The organism is Bacillus sp. ATD, assembly GCF_050585765.1.
Lineage (GTDB): Bacteria > Bacillota > Bacilli > Bacillales > Bacillaceae > Bacillus > Bacillus stercoris.
This window is the reverse complement of sequence record NZ_JBOBQH010000004.1, coordinates 244,017-264,121: the sequence shown is the minus strand read 5'-3', so window position 1 is coordinate 264,121 and position 20,105 is coordinate 244,017. Positions and strand designations below refer to the sequence as shown.

At 44.1% G+C, this 20,105-nt stretch carries 17 protein-coding genes and 1 pseudogene; 16 read left to right on the top strand and 2 right to left on the bottom strand.

What is annotated here, in order from left to right; all coding sequences use genetic code 11:
• Positions 1-323: 323 nt before the first annotated feature.
• From citZ to coaE, 9 genes and pseudogenes are all read left to right on the top strand, one after another.
• Entirely contained in the window at positions 324-1,442 is a 1,119-nt protein-coding gene (gene citZ / locus ACQXR1_RS12030) for a citrate synthase (protein ID WP_004398810.1), read from the top strand.
• Positions 1,443-1,606: 164 nt separating this feature from the next.
• The gene (gene icd / locus ACQXR1_RS12025; protein WP_003229433.1) at positions 1,607-2,878 is read left to right on the top strand and encodes an NADP-dependent isocitrate dehydrogenase; all 1,272 of its coding nucleotides are present in this window, start codon (positions 1,607-1,609) and stop codon (positions 2,876-2,878) included.
• 43 nt (positions 2,879-2,921) lie between these two features.
• Positions 2,922-3,860 carry a malate dehydrogenase gene (gene mdh, locus ACQXR1_RS12020; RefSeq protein WP_003237775.1) on the top strand — a complete coding sequence of 313 codons (939 nt, stop codon included), beginning with the start codon at positions 2,922-2,924 and terminating at the stop codon, positions 3,858-3,860.
• Between the two features lie 211 nt (positions 3,861-4,071).
• Positions 4,072-4,794: a two-component system response regulator PhoP gene (phoP, locus tag ACQXR1_RS12015; RefSeq protein WP_014664941.1), complete on the top strand. Its 723-nt coding sequence runs from the start codon at positions 4,072-4,074 to the stop codon at positions 4,792-4,794.
• A complete protein-coding gene (gene phoR, locus ACQXR1_RS12010; protein ID WP_103030823.1) occupies positions 4,787-6,526 on the top strand; it encodes a sensory box histidine kinase PhoR in 1,740 nt (579 codons plus the stop codon). The genes phoP and phoR overlap by 8 nt, the downstream gene beginning before the upstream one ends.
• A gap of 243 nt (positions 6,527-6,769) precedes the next feature.
• Positions 6,770-9,412: a DNA polymerase I gene (polA, locus tag ACQXR1_RS12005; RefSeq protein WP_243572134.1), complete on the top strand. Its 2,643-nt coding sequence runs from the start codon at positions 6,770-6,772 to the stop codon at positions 9,410-9,412.
• A 22-nt stretch (positions 9,413-9,434) separates the two neighbouring features.
• Positions 9,435-10,262, top strand: coding sequence for a DNA-formamidopyrimidine glycosylase (mutM, locus tag ACQXR1_RS12000; protein WP_040082162.1), 828 nt, complete (start codon positions 9,435-9,437; stop codon positions 10,260-10,262).
• Positions 10,263-10,413: 151 nt separating this feature from the next.
• Positions 10,414-11,064 (top strand): annotated as a pseudogene (ytaF, locus tag ACQXR1_RS11995) (sporulation membrane protein YtaF); the annotation flags it as partial.
• Between the two features lie 15 nt (positions 11,065-11,079).
• Complete coding sequence (gene coaE / locus ACQXR1_RS11990; RefSeq protein WP_430772239.1) at positions 11,080-11,673, top strand: dephospho-CoA kinase; 594 nt, start codon at positions 11,080-11,082, stop codon at positions 11,671-11,673.
• A 39-nt stretch (positions 11,674-11,712) separates the two neighbouring features.
• Here the strand turns inward: coaE and ytbE are convergent, their stop codons facing one another.
• The gene (gene ytbE / locus ACQXR1_RS11985) at positions 11,713-12,555 is read right to left on the bottom strand and encodes an aldo/keto reductase YtbE (RefSeq protein ID WP_304592452.1); all 843 of its coding nucleotides are present in this window, start codon (positions 12,553-12,555) and stop codon (positions 11,713-11,715) included.
• Between the two features lie 23 nt (positions 12,556-12,578).
• Entirely contained in the window at positions 12,579-13,769 is a 1,191-nt protein-coding gene (locus ACQXR1_RS11980) for an MFS transporter (RefSeq protein WP_430772238.1), read from the bottom strand.
• A gap of 180 nt (positions 13,770-13,949) precedes the next feature.
• On the opposite strand from ACQXR1_RS11980, the gene ACQXR1_RS11975 reads away from it, so the two are divergent.
• The 7 genes from ACQXR1_RS11975 (at position 13,950) to ACQXR1_RS11945 (ending at position 20,078) form a co-directional block, all read left to right on the top strand.
• Positions 13,950-14,330 (top strand): winged helix-turn-helix transcriptional regulator, encoded by a 381-nt coding sequence (locus ACQXR1_RS11975; RefSeq protein ID WP_040082166.1) that lies wholly within the window; start codon positions 13,950-13,952, stop codon positions 14,328-14,330.
• A gap of 204 nt (positions 14,331-14,534) precedes the next feature.
• Positions 14,535-15,557: a glyceraldehyde-3-phosphate dehydrogenase gene (locus ACQXR1_RS11970; RefSeq protein ID WP_426496608.1), complete on the top strand. Its 1,023-nt coding sequence runs from the start codon at positions 14,535-14,537 to the stop codon at positions 15,555-15,557.
• Positions 15,558-15,795: 238 nt separating this feature from the next.
• Complete coding sequence (gene speD / locus ACQXR1_RS11965) at positions 15,796-16,176, top strand: adenosylmethionine decarboxylase (protein ID WP_003223584.1); 381 nt, start codon at positions 15,796-15,798, stop codon at positions 16,174-16,176.
• Positions 16,177-16,449: 273 nt separating this feature from the next.
• Positions 16,450-16,908, top strand: a complete 459-nt coding sequence (gene nrdR / locus ACQXR1_RS11960) for a transcriptional regulator NrdR (protein ID WP_040082169.1) — start codon at positions 16,450-16,452, stop codon at positions 16,906-16,908.
• 114 nt (positions 16,909-17,022) lie between these two features.
• On the top strand, positions 17,023-18,441 hold the full coding sequence (gene dnaB / locus ACQXR1_RS11955; RefSeq protein WP_430772237.1) for a replication initiation membrane attachment protein DnaB: 1,419 nt from the start codon (positions 17,023-17,025) through the stop codon (positions 18,439-18,441).
• 26 nt (positions 18,442-18,467) lie between these two features.
• On the top strand, positions 18,468-19,403 hold the full coding sequence (gene dnaI, locus ACQXR1_RS11950; protein WP_014480531.1) for a primosomal protein DnaI: 936 nt from the start codon (positions 18,468-18,470) through the stop codon (positions 19,401-19,403).
• A gap of 33 nt (positions 19,404-19,436) precedes the next feature.
• Entirely contained in the window at positions 19,437-20,078 is a 642-nt protein-coding gene (locus ACQXR1_RS11945) for a TVP38/TMEM64 family protein (RefSeq protein ID WP_014664930.1), read from the top strand.
• The last annotated feature ends 27 nt before the right edge of the window (positions 20,079-20,105 follow it).

Genomic DNA, 20,105 nt, shown 5'->3' with positions numbered 1-20,105 from the left:
TTAAAGCCGCTTTTTTTTTGTATGCAAAAACCCGCAAATAAAGGCGTTTTTTCGGGGAAATCACAGAATGAAAAAAAAAATTATAGGTAAACATTTAACAAATGTCTGATTATTGTTTATAATGAGAATAGGCTTAAACTTAAATAAGCTTATAAGAATTTGTTATGTTCTTTCATAAGCAAAGGGTTTTAGTACTAGCAGCCAGTAAAATGTAAGCATTTTCTTTTTGGGGGAGAGAAATACTTGCATCGTGCTTTTTAAGTAAGCCTCATGTTTTTACAACACTCTTAAAGGGGAAATTTATTGAAAAGGAGATGTTATATATGACAGCGACACGCGGTCTTGAAGGGGTTGTAGCAACAACATCATCTGTTAGTTCTATTATTGACGATACCCTTACATATGTGGGGTATGATATCGATGATTTGACAGAGAATGCAAGTTTTGAAGAAATCATCTACTTGCTTTGGCATCTAAGGCTGCCAAACAAAAAAGAGCTTGAAGAGTTAAAGCAGCAGCTTGCTAAGGAAGCTGCCGTTCCGCAAGAAATTATTGAGCACTTCAAATCTTATTCCCTCGAAAATGTTCATCCCATGGCTGCTCTTAGGACAGCAATTTCATTATTAGGCCTGCTTGACAGCGAGGCTGATACCATGAACCCGGAAGCCAACTACAGAAAGGCGATCCGCCTTCAGGCAAAGGTGCCTGGCCTGGTTGCAGCGTTTTCCAGAATTCGCAAGGGTCTTGAGCCTGTAGAACCGAGAGAAGATTACGGTATTGCGGAGAATTTTCTTTACACATTAAACGGTGAAGAGCCTTCACCAATTGAGGTTGAAGCCTTCAACAAAGCATTGATTTTACATGCTGACCACGAGCTGAACGCGTCAACGTTCACAGCGAGGGTCTGCGTCGCGACACTTTCCGATATCTATTCAGGCATTACTGCAGCAATCGGTGCGCTTAAAGGGCCTCTGCACGGCGGGGCGAATGAAGGCGTTATGAAAATGCTGACAGAAATCGGTGAAGTGGAAAACGCTGAGCCGTACATCCGCGCTAAACTTGAAAAGAAAGAAAAAATCATGGGATTCGGCCACCGTGTGTATAAGCATGGTGATCCGCGCGCGAAGCATCTGAAAGAAATGAGCAAGCGCCTGACCAACCTGACAGGCGAAAGCAAATGGTATGAGATGTCGATTCGTATAGAAGACATCGTCACATCAGAGAAAAAGCTTCCGCCTAACGTTGATTTCTATTCGGCTTCTGTATATCACAGCCTCGGTATTGACCATGATTTGTTTACACCGATTTTTGCTGTAAGCAGAATGTCCGGCTGGCTCGCTCATATTCTTGAGCAGTATGACAACAACCGTCTGATCCGCCCGCGGGCAGATTACACAGGCCCTGACAAACAAAAATTCGTTCCAATTGAAGAAAGAGCCTAAAGAACCATTGGAGGCTGGCTTGCGTCAATGAGGTTAGCCTCTTGTTCAGAACATCAAATTTGAGTTACACTTTAAATTGAATGTTGAGAAAAATCATTTTGTTTTCTATATAAGAAAAATAAAATGTTTTCTAAATATGAATTACATACTGGGAGGTTTTTATTGTGGCACAAGGTGAAAAAATTACAGTCTCTAACGGAGTATTAAACGTACCAAACAACCCGATTATCCCGTTTATCGAAGGAGACGGAACCGGTCCTGATATTTGGAACGCGGCTTCGAAGGTTTTGGAAGCAGCAGTAGAAAAAGCATACAAAGGCGAAAAGAAAATTACGTGGAAAGAAGTTTATGCCGGAGAAAAGGCTTATAATAAAACAGGTGAGTGGCTCCCTGCTGAAACATTAGATGTGATCCGCGAATATTTTATCGCGATTAAAGGCCCGTTAACGACACCTGTCGGCGGCGGTATCCGTTCTCTGAACGTAGCGCTCAGACAAGAGCTTGACCTATTCGTCTGCCTAAGACCTGTAAGATACTTTACTGGAGTGCCGTCACCGGTAAAACGCCCTGAAGATACTGATATGGTCATCTTCCGTGAAAATACAGAAGATATTTACGCAGGCATCGAGTATGCAAAAGGCTCAGAAGAAGTACAAAAGCTTATCAGCTTCCTTCAAAATGAGTTAAACGTCAACAAAATCCGTTTCCCTGAGACATCAGGTATTGGCATTAAGCCTGTTTCCGAGGAAGGAACAAGCCGTTTAGTCAGAGCTGCCATTGATTATGCAATCGAGCATGGCCGCAAATCCGTAACGCTTGTTCATAAAGGAAACATCATGAAGTTCACTGAAGGCGCCTTCAAAAACTGGGGCTATGAACTTGCTGAAAAAGAGTACGGAGATAAAGTCTTCACATGGGCTCAATATGACCGCATTGCTGAAGAACAAGGAAAAGACGCTGCCAACAAAGCGCAAAGCGAAGCGGAAGCAGCAGGAAAAATCATTATCAAAGACAGCATTGCTGACATTTTCCTTCAGCAGATCTTAACGCGTCCAAACGAGTTTGATGTCGTTGCGACAATGAACTTGAACGGAGATTACATTTCTGATGCCCTTGCTGCGCAAGTCGGCGGAATCGGCATTGCTCCTGGAGCGAACATCAACTATGAAACAGGACATGCGATTTTCGAGGCGACGCACGGAACGGCTCCTAAATATGCAGGCCTTGATAAAGTAAATCCATCTTCAGTTATTCTTTCAGGCGTTCTGCTTCTTGAGCATTTAGGATGGAACGAAGCGGCTGATTTGGTTATCAAATCTATGGAAAAAACAATCGCTTCTAAAGTCGTAACTTACGATTTTGCCAGATTAATGGATGGCGCGACTGAAGTGAAATGTTCAGAGTTCGGAGAAGAACTGATCAAAAACATGGACTAAGCAAGGAAAAAGCCTAAAACTAGCCATAAAGGAGAAGAGAGACATGGGAAATACTCGTAAAAAAGTTTCTGTTATCGGAGCAGGTTTTACCGGAGCTACAACTGCATTTTTAATCGCTCAAAAAGAGCTGGCAGACGTTGTTCTTGTTGACATTCCGCAATTGGAGAACCCGACAAAGGGAAAAGCCCTTGATATGCTTGAAGCAAGCCCGGTTCAAGGCTTTGACGCAAAAATTACGGGAACATCCAATTACGAGGATACAGCTGGCTCTGACATTGTTGTCATTACAGCCGGTATCGCAAGAAAACCTGGTATGAGCAGGGATGATCTGGTCTCTACAAACGAAAAGATTATGAGAAGCGTTACACGGGAAATCGTGAAATATTCTCCTGACTCTATTATTGTGGTGCTGACAAATCCTGTTGATGCAATGACATACGCGGTGTACAAAGAATCCGGCTTCCCTAAAGAGCGTGTAATCGGCCAGTCCGGTGTGCTTGATACGGCGAGATTCAGAACATTTGTGGCAGAGGAATTAAACCTGTCAGTGAAAGATGTGACTGGTTTCGTACTCGGCGGACACGGTGACGATATGGTGCCGCTTGTGCGTTATTCTTATGCCGGCGGTATCCCGCTAGAAACTCTCATTCCGAAAGAACGGATTGACGCAATTGTGGAGCGCACTAGAAAAGGCGGAGGCGAAATCGTGAATCTTCTTGGAAACGGAAGCGCGTATTATGCGCCTGCGGCTTCTCTGACAGAAATGGTCGAAGCGATCTTGAAAGATCAACGCCGCGTCCTTCCTACAATTGCTTATCTTGAAGGGGAATACGGCTATGAAGGCATCTACCTTGGCGTTCCTACAATTGTAGGCGGCAACGGACTTGAACAAATCATTGAACTTGAACTGACAGACTATGAAAGAGCGCAGCTGAATAAATCAGTTGAATCTGTCAAAAATGTCATGAAAGTATTATCCTAATAAAAAGAGAGAAAGGCTTGCTTGATACAGCCTTTCTCTTTTTACTATATATGAAAGCGTTACCATCATCGTTTGTATTTCTTTTAAAAATGGTGTAAAAGGCGAATTGTCGGAATGTCCTGCTTTCGCTAAAATAAAATCATGAAACATGTTAAGATGACATAAAATAGAGAAATAGGATGTCGGGGAATTATAATACTGGAGGCACAGCATGAACAAGAAAATTTTAGTTGTGGATGATGAAGAATCTATTGTTACTCTTTTACAGTACAATTTGGAACGGTCAGGCTATGATGTTATTACCGCCTCGGATGGGGAAGAAGCACTCAAAAAAGCGGAAACAGAGAAACCTGATTTGATTGTGCTTGATGTGATGCTTCCAAAATTGGACGGAATCGAAGTATGCAAGCAGCTGAGACAGCAAAAACTGATGTTTCCCATTTTAATGCTGACAGCGAAGGATGAGGAATTCGACAAAGTATTAGGGCTTGAGCTTGGTGCTGACGATTATATGACCAAGCCGTTCAGTCCAAGGGAAGTAAATGCGAGAGTCAAAGCGATTTTAAGGCGTTCGGAAATGGCTGCGCCCTCTAGTGAAATGAAGAACGATGACATGGAAGGCCAGATCGTAATTGGCGATCTGAAAATCCTGCCTGATCATTATGAAGCGTACTTTAAAGAAAATCAGCTTGAACTGACACCGAAAGAATTCGAACTGCTGCTTTATTTAGGCAGACATAAAGGCAGAGTTCTGACAAGAGATCTGCTGCTGAGCGCAGTCTGGAATTATGATTTTGCCGGAGATACGAGAATAGTTGATGTGCATATCAGCCATCTTCGCGACAAAATTGAATATAATACCAAAAAACCGATCTATATTAAAACGATTAGGGGATTGGGGTATAAACTGGAGGAGCCAAAAATGAATGAATAAAAACCGTGTGCGCCTTTTTTCAGTATTCGTTGTCTGTTTGATTCTGGTGTTTTGTGTCCTCGGGCTGTTTTTACAGCAGCTCTTTGAAACATCTGGTCAAAGGAAAGCAGAGGAACACATTGAAAAAGAAGCAAAATACATGGCTTCGCTACTTGATGCCGGCAATCTAAATGATCGAGCAAATGAGAAAATCATTAAAGATGCAGGCGAGGCGCTTGATGTGAGTGCAGCCGTTATTGATACAGACGGCAAGGTGCTGTATGGGTCAAACGGGAGAGCGGCAGATTCCCAAAAGGTGCAGGCGCTTGTTTCTGGCCATGAGGGGATTCTTTCAACAGCAAATAACAAGCTTTATTACGGACTTTCACTTAGAAGCGAAGGTGAAAAAACAGGATATGTGCTGCTTTCCGCCTCTGAAAAAAGCGACGGCTTGAAAGGCGAATTGTGGGGGATGCTGACGGCCAGTCTTTGTACCGCATTTATCGTCATTGTTTATTTTTATTCCAGCATGACCTCACGTTATAAAAAGTCAATAGAAGCAGCGACAAATGTAGCCACAGAACTTTCCAAGGGTAACTATGATGCACGGACGTACGGCGGCTATATCAGGCGCTCTGATAAGCTTGGACGTGCGATGAACAGCCTTGCCATTGATCTGATGGAAATGACCCGAACGCAGGAAATGCAGCGGGATCGGCTGCTGACAGTCATTGAAAACATTGGCTCCGGACTGATTATGATCGACGGAAGAGGCTTTATTAATCTTGTAAACAGGTCTTACGCCAAGCAGTTTCATATCAATCCGAATCAGATGCTGCGCCGTCTTTATCACGATGCATTTGAACATGAAGAAGTGATCCAGCTAGTCGAAGATATTTTTATGACGGAGACAAAGAAATGCAAGCTGTTAAGACTTCCGATCAAAATAGAACGGCGTTATTTTGAAGTGGACGGCGTTCCGATTATGGGGCCGGACGATGAATGGAAAGGAATTGTGCTCGTTTTCCATGACATGACAGAAACGAAGAAATTAGAGCAGATGAGGAAGGATTTTGTGGCCAATGTTTCTCATGAGCTGAAAACGCCGATTACGTCCATAAAAGGGTTTACGGAGACGTTATTGGATGGGGCGATGGAGGACAAAGAGGCGCTTTCTGAATTTCTCTCTATTATTCTTAAGGAAAGCGAAAGACTTCAGTCTTTGGTTCAGGATTTGCTCGATCTCTCAAAAATCGAGCAGCAAAATTTCACGCTCAGTATCGATACGTTTGAGCCGGCCAAAATGCTTGGTGAGATTGAAACGCTTCTGAAGCATAAGGCGGATGAGAAAGGCATCTCCCTGCAACTGAATATTCCGAAAGACCCTCAATATGTGTCAGGTGATCCGTACAGGCTGAAACAGGTATTTCTTAATCTCGTAAACAATGCGTTAACCTACACGCCTGAGGGAGGCTCAGTGGCTATCAATGTAAAGCCCAGAGAAAAAGACATTCAGATTGAGGTCGCCGATTCCGGAATCGGAATTCAAAAAGAAGAAATTCCGCGCATTTTTGAACGCTTTTACCGCGTAGATAAAGACAGAAGCAGGAATTCGGGGGGGACCGGGCTGGGCCTTGCGATTGTGAAGCATTTAATAGAGGCTCATGAAGGGAAAATTGATGTCACAAGCGAGCCTGGACGGGGAACTGTCTTTACCGTGACGCTGAAACGGGCCGCTGAAAAGTCCGCCTAATGTTTACAAAGGTTTAACAATATCTTCATGCACTGTTAAACCTATGCTGGTAGGATGTAGTAGAACCCCTTCATCCAAGGAGCCAATTTTGACGGCGGGAACCTATTTGTGTTCCCGTCCTTTTTTGTGTCTTCTCTTATAGTTCACGTATTTTCCTTTCAAATTGAACTTTGTTAAAATAAGAGGAGCTAATGACTATGTAAGAGATGAATGGAAGCGTGAGGCTTCTTAGGAGGAAATTGAATGACGGAACGAAAGAAATTAGTGCTTGTAGACGGAAACAGTCTGGCTTACCGGGCGTTTTTTGCATTGCCGCTGTTAAGCAATGACAAAGGTGTTCATACAAATGCTGTATACGGCTTTGCGATGATTTTGATGAAAATGCTTGAGGATGAAAAACCGACGCATATGCTGGTTGCGTTCGATGCCGGGAAAACAACATTTCGTCACGGCACATTTAAAGAATATAAAGGCGGCAGACAGAAAACCCCGCCTGAGCTTTCCGAACAAATGCCTTTTATCCGCGAGCTGCTTGATGCCTACCAGATCAGCCGCTATGAACTGGAACAATACGAAGCGGATGATATTATCGGTACACTGGCCAAATCGGCTGAAAAAGACGGATTTGAAGTAAAGGTTTTTTCAGGAGATAAGGATTTAACCCAGCTGGCAACGGACAACACGACAGTTGCCATTACGAGAAAGGGAATTACTGATGTTGAATTTTACACACCGGAGCATGTCAAAGAGAAATACGGGCTTACGCCTGAACAAATCATTGACATGAAGGGTCTGATGGGCGATTCCTCAGATAATATCCCGGGTGTGCCCGGCGTCGGAGAAAAGACTGCGATTAAGCTTTTAAAACAATTTGATTCCGTTGAAAAGCTGCTGGAGTCCATTGACGAGGTGAGCGGAAAGAAATTGAAGGAAAAGCTTGAGGAATTTAAGGATCAGGCATTGATGAGCAAGGAGCTTGCGACGATTATGACGGATGCTCCGATTGAGGTATCTGTTTCCGGCCTGGAATATCAAGGCTTTAACCGTGAACAGGTCATTGCCATCTTTAAAGATCTTGGCTTCAACACGCTTCTTGAACGGCTTGGGGAAGACAGTGCAGAAGCGGAGCAGGATCAGTCGTTAGAAGACATTAATGTCGAAATCGTTACAGACGTAACCAGCGGCATATTGGTTTCTCCATCTGCATTTGTCGTTGAACAGATTGGCGATAATTATCATGAAGAGCCGATTCTCGGATTTTCGATCGTAAATGAAACGGGAGCTTATTTCATTCCGAAAGACATTGCCGTTGAGTCTGAGGTGTTTAAAGAATGGGTGGAAAATGACGAGCAGAAGAAATGGGTCTTCGACAGCAAGCGGGCTGTTGTTGCCTTGCGCTGGCAGGGCATTGAGCTAAAGGGTGCCGAGTTTGATACGCTCCTTGCGGCCTATATCATCAACCCGGGCAATTCATATGACGACGTTGCGAGTGTGGCCAAGGATTATGGCCTGCATATCGTTTCGAGCGATGAATCAGTTTACGGAAAAGGGGCAAAACGGGCAGTGCCGTCAGAAGACGTACTGTCTGAGCACCTTGGCCGAAAAGCGTTAGCGATTCAAAGCCTTCGGGAAAAGCTTGTTCAGGAGCTGGAAAACAATGATCAGCTTGAGCTGTTTGAAGAGCTTGAAATGCCTCTTGCGCTTATTCTCGGAGAAATGGAATCAACTGGCGTCAAGGTCGATGTTGACCGTTTAAAACGGATGGGTGAAGAACTGGGTGCAAAGCTGAAGGAATATGAAGAAAAAATCCATGAGATCGCGGGAGAGCCGTTTAACATCAATTCTCCGAAACAGCTCGGCGTCATCTTGTTTGAAAAAATTGGCCTTCCTGTCGTAAAGAAAACCAAAACAGGTTATTCTACGTCTGCCGATGTGCTTGAAAAGCTGGCTGACAAGCATGATATTGTCGACTATATTTTGCAGTACAGACAAATTGGCAAGCTCCAATCAACATATATCGAAGGGCTTTTAAAGGTGACTAGACCTGATTCGCATAAAGTGCACACGCGCTTTAATCAGGCCTTAACGCAAACTGGCCGTCTCAGCTCGACTGATCCGAATCTGCAAAACATTCCGATCAGGCTTGAGGAAGGACGGAAAATTCGCCAAGCTTTTGTGCCGTCTGAAAAAGACTGGCTCATTTTTGCAGCCGATTATTCACAAATCGAGCTGCGGGTGCTTGCCCATATTTCAAAGGATGAAAATCTGATCGAAGCTTTTACAAACGATATGGATATTCATACGAAAACGGCAATGGATGTGTTTCATGTTGCTGAGGATGAAGTGACATCTGCGATGAGACGCCAGGCGAAAGCGGTCAACTTTGGCATTGTTTACGGCATCAGCGATTACGGTCTGTCACAGAACCTCGGCATCACCAGGAAGGAAGCCGGTGCATTTATCGACCGCTATCTGGAAAGCTTCCAAGGCGTAAAAGCGTACATGGAAGATTCAGTTCAGGACGCGAAGCAAAAAGGGTACGTAACAACACTTATGCATCGACGCCGCTACATTCCTGAGCTGACGAGCCGAAACTTTAATATTCGCAGTTTTGCGGAGCGGACGGCCATGAATACACCGATTCAAGGAAGCGCCGCTGATATCATCAAAAAAGCTATGATTGACATGGCTGCCAAGCTGAAAGAAAAACAGCTGAAAGCAAGGCTGCTGCTTCAAGTACACGATGAATTGATATTTGAAGCGCCACAGGAGGAAATTGAAATTCTTGAAAAGCTTGTTCCTGAAGTAATGGAGCATGCGCTTGCATTAGATGTGCCGTTAAAGGTGGACTTTGCATCAGGCCCATCTTGGTACGATGCGAAATAAACAGAGATAGGAAGTGATGGATGTGCCGGAATTACCAGAGGTTGAGACGGTCCGGCGCACTCTGACCGGGCTTGTAAAGGGAAAAACAATCAAATCGGTAGAGATCAGATGGCCGAATATCATCAAACGGCCTGCCGAACCGGAGGAATTTGCGCGAAATCTAGCAGGAGAAACGATACAGTCTATCGGAAGACGGGGAAAGTTTTTGCTGTTTCATTTAGATCATTATGTCATGGTTTCCCACCTGCGAATGGAAGGGAAATACGGGCTTCATCAAGCGGAGGAGCCAGACGATAAACATGTGCATGTCATATTTACGATGACGGATGGAACCCAGCTCCGTTACAGAGATGTTCGGAAGTTTGGAACCATGCACTTATTTAAACCGGGAGAAGAGGCGGGCGAGCTCCCGCTTTCTCAGTTAGGTCCGGAGCCGGATGCAGAAGAATTTACGAGTGCATATTTAAAAGAACGGCTTGCCAAAACAAACCGCGCTGTCAAAACTGCCCTGCTGGATCAAAAAACGGTCGTCGGACTAGGGAACATTTATGTGGACGAGGCTCTTTTCAGAGCGGGTGTCCATCCCGAGACAAAAGCAAATCAATTATCAGATCAGACAATCAAAACCCTTCACGCTGAAATCAAAAATACCCTGCAGGAAGCGATTGATGCGGGCGGCAGCACAGTCCGCTCGTATATCAACTCCCAAGGGGAAATCGGAATGTTCCAGCTGCAGCATTTTGTCTACGGAAAAAAAGACAAGCCATGCAAAAATTGTGGTACGATGATTTCGAAAATCGTCGTCGGAGGAAGAGGCACGCATTTTTGCGCAAAGTGCCAGAAAAAATAGCAGCATAAAGCTTCATCGTCCAAGCTGTCGGTGCATATATCAGTAACTCTGTAATAGAGGATGCCATTTTTGAAACACGGATTTTTCACTTTCCCATATATATGATTGTGATGAATCCCGGGCATTTCACATCTGATACAAGAGCACCAACAGAAAGGAAGAAACGGATATGCAAATGGTTTCTATACTGCTGCTGGCGTTGGCTGTCAGCTTGGACAGTTTTTCAGTCGGATTTACGTACGGATTGAGAAAAATGAAAATACCGTTTAAAGCGATTTTGGTTATCGCCTGCTGTTCCGGTGCTGTCATGTTTATCTCCATGCTGATCGGAAGCTTTCTCACAAAGTTTTTTCCTGTATATGTGACGGAGAAGCTTGGCGGTTTGATATTGGTCGGAATTGGTGCGTGGGTTCTGTATCAATTTTTCAAACCGGCGAAAGACAAAGAATACCTATTGCATGAAAAAACACTGCTTAATTTAGAGGTTCGGTCATTAGGGATTGTGATTCATATTTTGAGAAAACCGATGAGTGCGGATATCGACAAATCGGGTGTGATCAATGGAATTGAGGCGGTCCTATTGGGATTTGCCTTATCGATTGATGCTTTTGGGGCAGGTATAGGCGCAGCCATTCTCGGTTTTTCACCGATTGTGATGAGCATCGCCGTGGCAATCATGAGCTCACTGTTTGTATCAATCGGAATCAATGCCGGCCATTTTTTGTCTAAGTGGAAATGGATCGATAAAATGGCGTTTTTGCCAGGGCTTCTGCTGATCACGATTGGGCTCTGGAAATTGTAAAAAGGAGTGGATCTCTTGACCTTAGTCATTGGTTTAACGGGAGGAATAGCTAGCGGCAAAAGCACGGTAGCCAATATGCTGATTGAAAAAGGAATAACAGTTATAGATGCAGATATCATTGCAAAACAAGCGGTAGAAAAAGGGATGCCGGCCTACCGGCAAATCATTGACGAATTCGGTGAAGACATCCTGCTCTCAAATGGCGATATAGATCGAAAAAAGCTTGGGGCGCTGGTATTTACAAATGATCAAAAGCGTCTCGCCTTAAATGCAATTGTTCATCCCGCAGTCAGGCAGGAAATGCTCAAGTGCCGTGATGAGGCCATTGCAAATCGGGAGGCATTTGTTGTATTGGATATCCCGCTTTTGTTCGAAAGCAAATTGGAATCATTGGTTGATAAAATTATTGTGGTCAGTGTGACAAAAGAGCTCCAACTGGAACGTCTGATGAAGCGCAATCAGCTGACGGAAGAAGAAGCAGTCAGCCGTATCCGCTCTCAAATGCCCCTAGAGGAAAAAAAGGCAAGAGCAGATCAAGTCATCGATAATAGCGGAACGCTCGAAGAGACCAAAAGGCAGCTTGATGACATCATCAACAGCTGGGCATAATACAAAAACACCGTTCAATATGAACGGTGTTTTTTGCCATTAAAAATCAAAGTTGTCCGGATCAGGGCCGACGCGCAAATCTTCATTCAGGGCATCGATTCGGTTCATGTCATCCTGTGTTAATTCAAAGTCAAAGACACTTGCATTTTCTTTAATGCGGTGTTCCTTCGTTGATTTTGGAATTGTGATGATGCCATGCTGCAGATCCCAGCGCAAAATAATTTGTGCGACAGATTTGTTATATGTTTGAGCGATGTCAGCCAATACAGGGTGATCCAGCAGCTGCCCCTGCATCAAAGGTGACCAAGCCTCCATCTGGATGTCCTGATTTTGGCAGTAACTTATCAATTCTTTTTGTGTGAGGCGCGGGTGAAATTCCACTTGGTTAATCATAGGCTTAATTTCAGCTGCCGTCATCAGATCTTCAAGATGGTGAATTTGGAAGTTGCTTACGCCGATTGCTTTGATACGGCCTTCTTTATACAATGTTTCAAGCGCTCTCCAAGCATCTTTATACTTTCCTTCTACAGGCCAGTGGATGAGGTATAGATCTAAATAATCCAGACCGAGTTTTGACAGGCTTGTTTCAAATGCGGCGAGTGTTTCCTCGTAGCCTAAATCAGCATTCCATACTTTCGATGTAATAAATAGATCCTCTCTTGAAATGCCTGCTTCTTCAATGCCCTGCCGAATCCCTTCTCCGACTCCAGCTTCATTTCCATAGATAGCTGCAGTATCAATACTGCGGTACCCGTGGGCAATGGCAGTTTTAACTGCGTTTACCAGTTCAGATCCTTCCTCCACTTGGAAGACGCCGAGGCCGAACCAAGGCATTTTTACCCCATTATGAAGTGTTGCTGTTGCTTGTAAATGTGTTGTCATGTTTATTTCCTCCTTTAAAATTGTCAGGCTTCCTGCCGATCCCGTTTTTCCATCAAGCGGCTCCAGCCTGTTAAAATAACTGCTCCGGCCACCATTAATCCGCCTATCCAAGCGGTATGAATCAATCCGATTGAATCGGTGATCACACCACCAAGGTATGAGCCAAGCGCGATCCCTGCATTAAAGGCAGCGATATTCATCGCGGATGCGACGTCAACTGCACTCGGGACAAAACGCTCAGCCAGCATGACGACATACACCTGAAGGCCGGGCACGTTCATAAAGGCCAGCAATCCCATACAGAGAATGGTGATGAGGCCTGCTGCTTGATATGAGGCCGTAAATGTCAGTACAAATAGAACGATTGCCTGTACGATAAACATATAGAATAAAGCGGCAATCGGATTTCGGTTAGACAGCTTTCCGCCAATCATATTTCCGATAGCGATAGCGATACCATATCCGAGCAGAATCACTGCAACAGTTCCGGCTTTGAAGCCTGTTACTTCCTGAAGCAGGGGAGACAGATATGTGAATACAACGAATGTTCCTCCGTACCCAAGAGCTGTAATGACAAATAAAAGCAATAACCGGCCGTTTGTCACAAGCTTCAATTGATCCCGCATCGTTGTTTTTGTCCCTTTTCGTAATTTGGACGGTACAAGAATGCCATTTGTAATAAAAGCAATGATTCCGACGGCGATAATGACCATAAAGGCAAAACGCCAGCCGAACTGCTGGCCGATAAACGTGCCGAAAGGAACTCCGGTTACAGTTGCCACAGTAAGGCCGGTAAACATAATCGAAATCGCGCTGGCCCTTTTATTCTCCGGGACAATATCCGCTGCGATTGTCGAACCGATTGACATAAATACACCGTGTGAAAATGCCGATATCACACGGGCTGCTAATAAAATCCCGATGCTTGAAGCGGTTGCCGCCATCGTATTACCGGCAATAAAAATAAACATGATCCAAAGCAATAGTGTCTTACGAGACATGCTTGAGGTCAATGAAGTTAAAATAGGTGCTCCAAATGTAACGCCGAGCGCATAAAGGGAAACGGTCAATCCTGCTGTTGTGACTGGAATATGCAGGTCATCAGCAATGAGCGGCAAAAGGCCGACACTGATAAATTCGGTTGTCCCTATCGCGAATGCACTTACGGCCAAAGCCAGGAGTGCAGGAATACTGCTTTTTTTGGCTGAAGTCATGATGTTCCTCCTTTGTATGTGTTGTATGATTGAAATTCTGCTGAGTAAGCTATATAAATAAAAAAGAGCAGATTCAAATCAGCCGGCAAATGTGATTATGAAACATATCGTTAGGAAAGAAAAGTACGTACTTTTAAGTGCTATAGTCACTTTTTGGTGCCTGTAAGGAGAATGGATTGTATGGAGAAGAAAAAATATAACATTTCTGTTGAAGCGACTCTCGAAGTGATTGGCGGGAAGTGGAAATGCGTGATTTTATGCCATCTGACGCACGGAAAAAAACGCACGAGTGAATTAAAGCGCCTGATGCCCAACATCACGCAAAAGATGCTGACCCAGCAGCTGCGTGAGCTGGAAGCGGACGGTGTCATTAACCGGATCGTTTATAATCAGGTTCCTCCAAAAGTGGAATACGAGCTCAGCGAATACGGGCGCAGCTTAGAAGGGATTTTAGATATGCTGTGTGCTTGGGGAGCGAATCATATTAACAGAGTGTACGGAGATACTTTTTCTGTGTTAGAAGAAAGTGTGCTCAATGATAAGTTGAAACAGGAATTATAAAGCATGAGGGCAGTCAGTGCAGAGCGCTGGCTGCTTTTTGCCTTTACGACTGATATTTTGTGCAAGAAAACATATGATGTATCATAAATTAGCGTTATAATCGTTGATTTTTATCAATATGTACTGGCGAATTTGTTTTAATGTGTTATACTAATTTTAGATAGTAACATATTAGGATGGCATAATTGATAAGGGGTGTCCAACATGAAGGTAAAAGTAGCGATCAACGGGTTTGGAAGAATCGGAAGAATGGTTTTCAGAAAAGCGATGTTAGACGATCAAATTCAAATAGTGGCCATTAACGCCAGCTATTCCGCAGAAACGCTGGCTCATTTAATAAAGTATGACACAATTCACGGCAGATACGATAAAGAGGTTGTGGCTGGTGAAGACAGCCTGATCGTAAATGGAAAGAAAGTGCTTTTGTTAAACAGCCGTGACCCAAAACAGCTGCCTTGGCGGGAATATGATATTGACATAGTCGTCGAAGCAACAGGGAAGTTTAATTCAAAAGATAAAGCGATGGGCCATATAGAAGCGGGCGCAAAAAAAGTCATTTTGACTGCCCCGGGAAAAAATGAAGACGTTACCATTGTGATGGGGGTAAATGAAGACCAATTCGACGCTGAGCGCCATGTGATTATTTCAAATGCGTCATGCACGACAAACTGTCTTGCGCCTGTTGTTAAAGTGCTGGATGAAGAGTTTGGCATTGAGAGCGGGCTGATGACTACAGTTCATGCGTATACGAATGACCAAAAAAATATTGATAACCCGCACAAAGATTTGCGCCGGGCGCGGGCTTGCGGTGAATCCATCATTCCGACAACAACAGGAGCGGCAAAGGCGCTTTCGCTTGTGCTGCCGCATCTGAAAGGAAAGCTTCACGGCCTCGCCTTGCGTGTCCCTGTTCCGAACGTCTCATTGGTTGATCTCGTAGTTGATCTGAAATCAGATGTTACGGCTGAAGACGTAAACGAGGCATTTAAACGCGCTGCCAAAACGTCGATGTACGGTGTACTTGATTATTCAGATGAACCGCTTGTATCGACTGATTATAATACAAATCCGCATTCAGCGGTCATTGACGGGCTTACAACAATGGTAATGGAAGACAGAAAAGTTAAGGTGCTGGCGTGGTATGACAACGAATGGGGCTACTCCTGCAGAGTTGTTGATTTGATCCGCCATGTAGCGGCACGAATGAAACATCCGTCTGCTGTATAAAATAAGGTCATGGACACATTTTAAAGAAAAAACCCTTAACAGCATATTTCTAAAAAAACGCACCTTGCAAATTAGACTTAAACACAGTATACTATTTTTCGTGAACTTCTTGCTTGAGACTGTTTCGGAATTACTTAAAGGGTTAGGACCTCTCCGGACTAACTTTCCCCCGTGGTAAATGGCCGACCCAGTTGTTGGAATTTCACTTTTTAATTCTTGTTAAGGGGGGTCCATGACTATGGAAACAATGGGGCGTCACGTTATCTCCGAGCTATGGGGATGCGATTTTGATAAGCTGAATGACATGGATTTTATTGAAAAAACGTTTGTAAATGCTGCTCTAAAATCAGGTGCTGAGGTGCGCGAGGTTGCATTTCACAAATTTGCACCGCAAGGCGTAAGCGGAGTTGTGATTATTTCTGAATCACACTTAACGATTCACAGTTTTCCTGAGCACGGATATGCGAGCATTGATGTTTATACTTGTGGAGACTTAGATCCTAATGTTGCTGCTGATTACATCGCAGAAGCATTACATGCTGATACAAGAGAAAACATTGAAATACCGAGAGGAATGGGGCCTGTGCAAATTAAACAGGCGCAAGCAAAAGTACTATAAAGTAAATGCGAACACAAAGGGAGCTGAAGCTAGAAGGCCATTATGCGCTTTTTAGCTTATGCTCCTTTTATTTTTTATAAAGAAACGAGAGTGTCAGCTTTTTCTTTTTTCATTTTTTTTGTAAAATAAGAAGGAGATTTTCACAAACCACCTAATGCTATAGAAACATATTGAACAACGGCTCTCCCGACAGATGCTGTCACATCTATTTTGATAAGGCGGAGGCTGCCGAAAATACATTGCAGGGAACGATATAGTTGGGAGCTGATTTTATTGAAATGTCCTTCATGCCAGCATAACGGAACGCGAGTCCTTGATTCACGGCCTGTGGATGACGGGAAATCGATTCGCCGAAGACGCGAGTGTGAATCCTGCCACTACCGGTTTACGACCTTTGAGAAAGTGGAGGAAACCCCGCTCATCGTTGTGAAAAAAGAAGGTGTGCGTGAGGAGTTCAGCAGAGAAAAAATGCTGCGCGGCCTCATAAAAGCATGCGAAAAAAGGCCTGTTTCACTCAAAACGCTTGAAGACATGTGCTTTGATATTGAAAAAGAACTTCGCAATCAAGGCTGCTCTGAGGTGAAGAGTGAGTTCGTTGGAGAAATGGTCATGGACCGGCTGGCTAAGATTGATGAAGTCGCATATGTGCGGTTCGCGTCCGTCTATCGGCAGTTTAAAGATATAAACGTCTTTATCGACGAATTAAAAGACTTAATAAAGAAAGAGCGTTAAAAGAGCTAAGAGGATTCTTCTAGCTCTTTTCTCATGTGCAAAATTGGCATTTGATAGATATAAGAAACGGTGTAAAATGAAAGGTAGAAACAAATTCGGAAGGTTTGAGAATGTATGGCTGACTATTGGAAAGATGTACTGCCTGTAGACCCGTATGTGGTGAAAAGCAGAGCGATGCTGCAGGATATTGACAGACAAATTATTACACAACTGTACCAGCCCTTAATCGGCCCTGTTGCATTCTCTCTTTATATGACATTGTGGGGAGAGCTTGAACAAAACCGTCTGTGGGGCGGAGAGTCCACACATAGACAGCTGATGGGGATGACACAGTCCAACTTAAAAACGATCCATCAGGAACAGGGGAAGCTCGAGGGCATCGGATTACTGAAAGTATATATGAAAGAATCCGAGCGGCAGGAGCGCCTCTTTATATATGAACTCCTTCCGCCGCTCAGGCCAAATGAATTTTTTGAAGACGGAATGCTGAATGTTTTTCTGTACAATAGGGTCGGAAAAACGAAATATCAGCAATTAAAACAATTTTTTACGCACCCGGCCATTTCAGAAGATGCGAAGGACATTACGCGGCCGTTTAATCACGCGTTTGAATCGCTGCAGCCGAGTGAATGGAAGCTCACATCTGATATGGAGGAAACGGTAAGACTTGCCGAGGGGAACGAGTATACTTCTGTCGGACAGGCTCCGTCCTACACCATAACGGAGGATGTGTTTGATTTTGATTTGTTTTTAGCGGGACTTTCTGAGACGATGATTCCGAGAAAAGCGATGACCCAGCAGGTGCGGGACACAATCAAAAAGCTTTCTTATCTGTACGGAATTGACCCATTGCAGATGCAAAATGTCGTGATGAGCGCAATTGATGAGCATGATGTCATTACGACGGAGGCATTAAGAAAAGCGGCCAGCGACTGGTATCAAATCGAAAGAAACGGACAGCTGCCCGATTTAGTGGAAAAAACACAGCCGGTGCATCTGCGTGAAGGCGAAAAACCGGCAGAAGAGGATTCTCTGGACGGGAAGCTGATCGCATTGCTGGAGACGATTTCTCCGAAGAAGCTTCTGCAGGACATTGCTGACGGAACAGAGCCGTCAAAAGCGGATCTGAAAATCATAGAAGAAATTATGTTCGAACAGAAACTCGAGCCAGGCGTCACAAATGTGTTAATTTATTATGTCATGCTGAAAACCGACATGAAGCTGTCGAAAAACTATATTCAAAAAATCGCGTCACATTGGGCACGAAAAAAGGTGAAAACGGTCAGGGAAGCGATGAAACTCGCGATAGAAGAGAACCGCCAATACCTTGAATGGGCTGAGGGAAAAACAAAGTCTTCGAAACGAAACCAAAAAGTGATTCGCGAAGAAAAGCTTCCTGACTGGATGAAAGAAAAAGAAACAGCGTCCGATTCAGAATTCGGACAGCAGAAGCTGCATCCGCAAGATTTGGAAGAACAGAAGAAAAAGATGATGGAAGAAATGCAAAAACTGAAAAAATACTCTGCCTATTAAAGACAGAGATGCGGGGTGAGGAATAGATGGAACCAATCGGCCGTTCCCTGCAGGGCGTAACCGGCAGGCCGGATTTTCAAAAACGTCTTGAACAAATGAAGGAAAAGGTCATGAAAGATCAAGATGTTCAAGCGTTTTTAAAGGAAAACGAAGAAGTGATTGACCAAAAAATGATCGAAAAGAGCTTAAATAAGCTTTATGAATATATCGAACAAAGCAAGAACTGCTCCTATTGCTCGGAAGACGAAAATTGCAACAATTTGTTGGAGGGCTACCATCCGAAGCTTGTTGTCAATGGGCGGTCTATTGATATCGAATATTATGAATGCCCAGTTAAACGGAAGCTCGACCAGCAGAAAAAACAAAAGTCTCTTATGAAAAGCATGTATATCCAGCAGGATCTTCTCGGTGCGACGTTCCAGCAGGTCGATATCAGTGACCCGAGCAGGCTCGCGATGTTCCAGCATGTTACAGATTTTCTGAAAAGCTATAACGAGACGGGAAAAGGCAAAGGACTATATTTATACGGGAAATTCGGGGTGGGAAAAACGTTTATGCTCGCTGCGATTGCCAATGAGCTGGCTGAAAAAGAATATTCATCCATGATTGTCTATGTGCCCGAATTTGTGAGAGAGCTTAAAAATTCGCTGCAAGACCAAACATTAGAAGAGAAGCTCAATATGGTAAAGACCACACCCGTATTGATGCTAGATGACATCGGAGCTGAATCAATGACAAGCTGGGTAAGGGATGAAGTCATTGGAACAGTGCTTCAACACAGAATGTCCCAGCAGCTGCCCACTTTCTTTTCTTCTAATTTCTCACCTGACGAGCTGAAGCATCATTTTACGTATTCGCAAAGGGGAGAAAAGGAAGAAGTAAAAGCGGCAAGATTAATGGAGCGGATATTATATTTGGCTGCTCCGATCCGCCTTGACGGAGAAAACCGCCGCCATCCGTAACTGCTGCGGTTCAAAGGGGAAGGAACTGAGGGTATGAAACGAAAAACCGCTTTTAAATGGCTGGCAGTGCTGGCAGGTGCAGGTTTAATCTTTTGGGGAAATAAAAGATATTTGAATGTATCGCCGAAAGAGATCAGGGTATGGGTATTGTCGTTCGGTGTTTTTGCACCGCTGATGTTTATTGGGATATCCATCGTCAGGCCGCTCGTTTTATTTCCAGTGTCTGTTATTTCAATAGCGGGCGGACTTGCGTTTGGTCCGCTTCTCGGCACGTTTTATACGTTAGTCGGTTCAATGTGTGCTTCAGCTGTTTCGTTTTTTGCGGCCGGTTTGTTTGCGGCGAAAAAGAACGGCTATTATGAAAAGCTTGAAGCCATCCAGAAGCAAATGGAGGATAACGGATTTTTCTATATCTTCCTTTTAAGAATCCTGCCGATCAATTTTGATTTCGTCAGCTATGCGGCAGGCCTTTCCAATGTCAAAGCGATGCCGTATTTTGCGGCGACGGCTGTGGGAATCATCCCTGGGACCATTGCGCTGAATGTTCTGGGAGCGAGCTTTTTGTCTGGTAATCTGCCAGCTTTCTTTCTTGTTCTCGCTCTGTATATCGTGTTTATTTCGCTGCCATTAATCTTCAGAAAGAAAATGCAAAACTTGTTCCAGGAATCAAATTAAGATTTGCCAGTGACCTTTACGTCTATT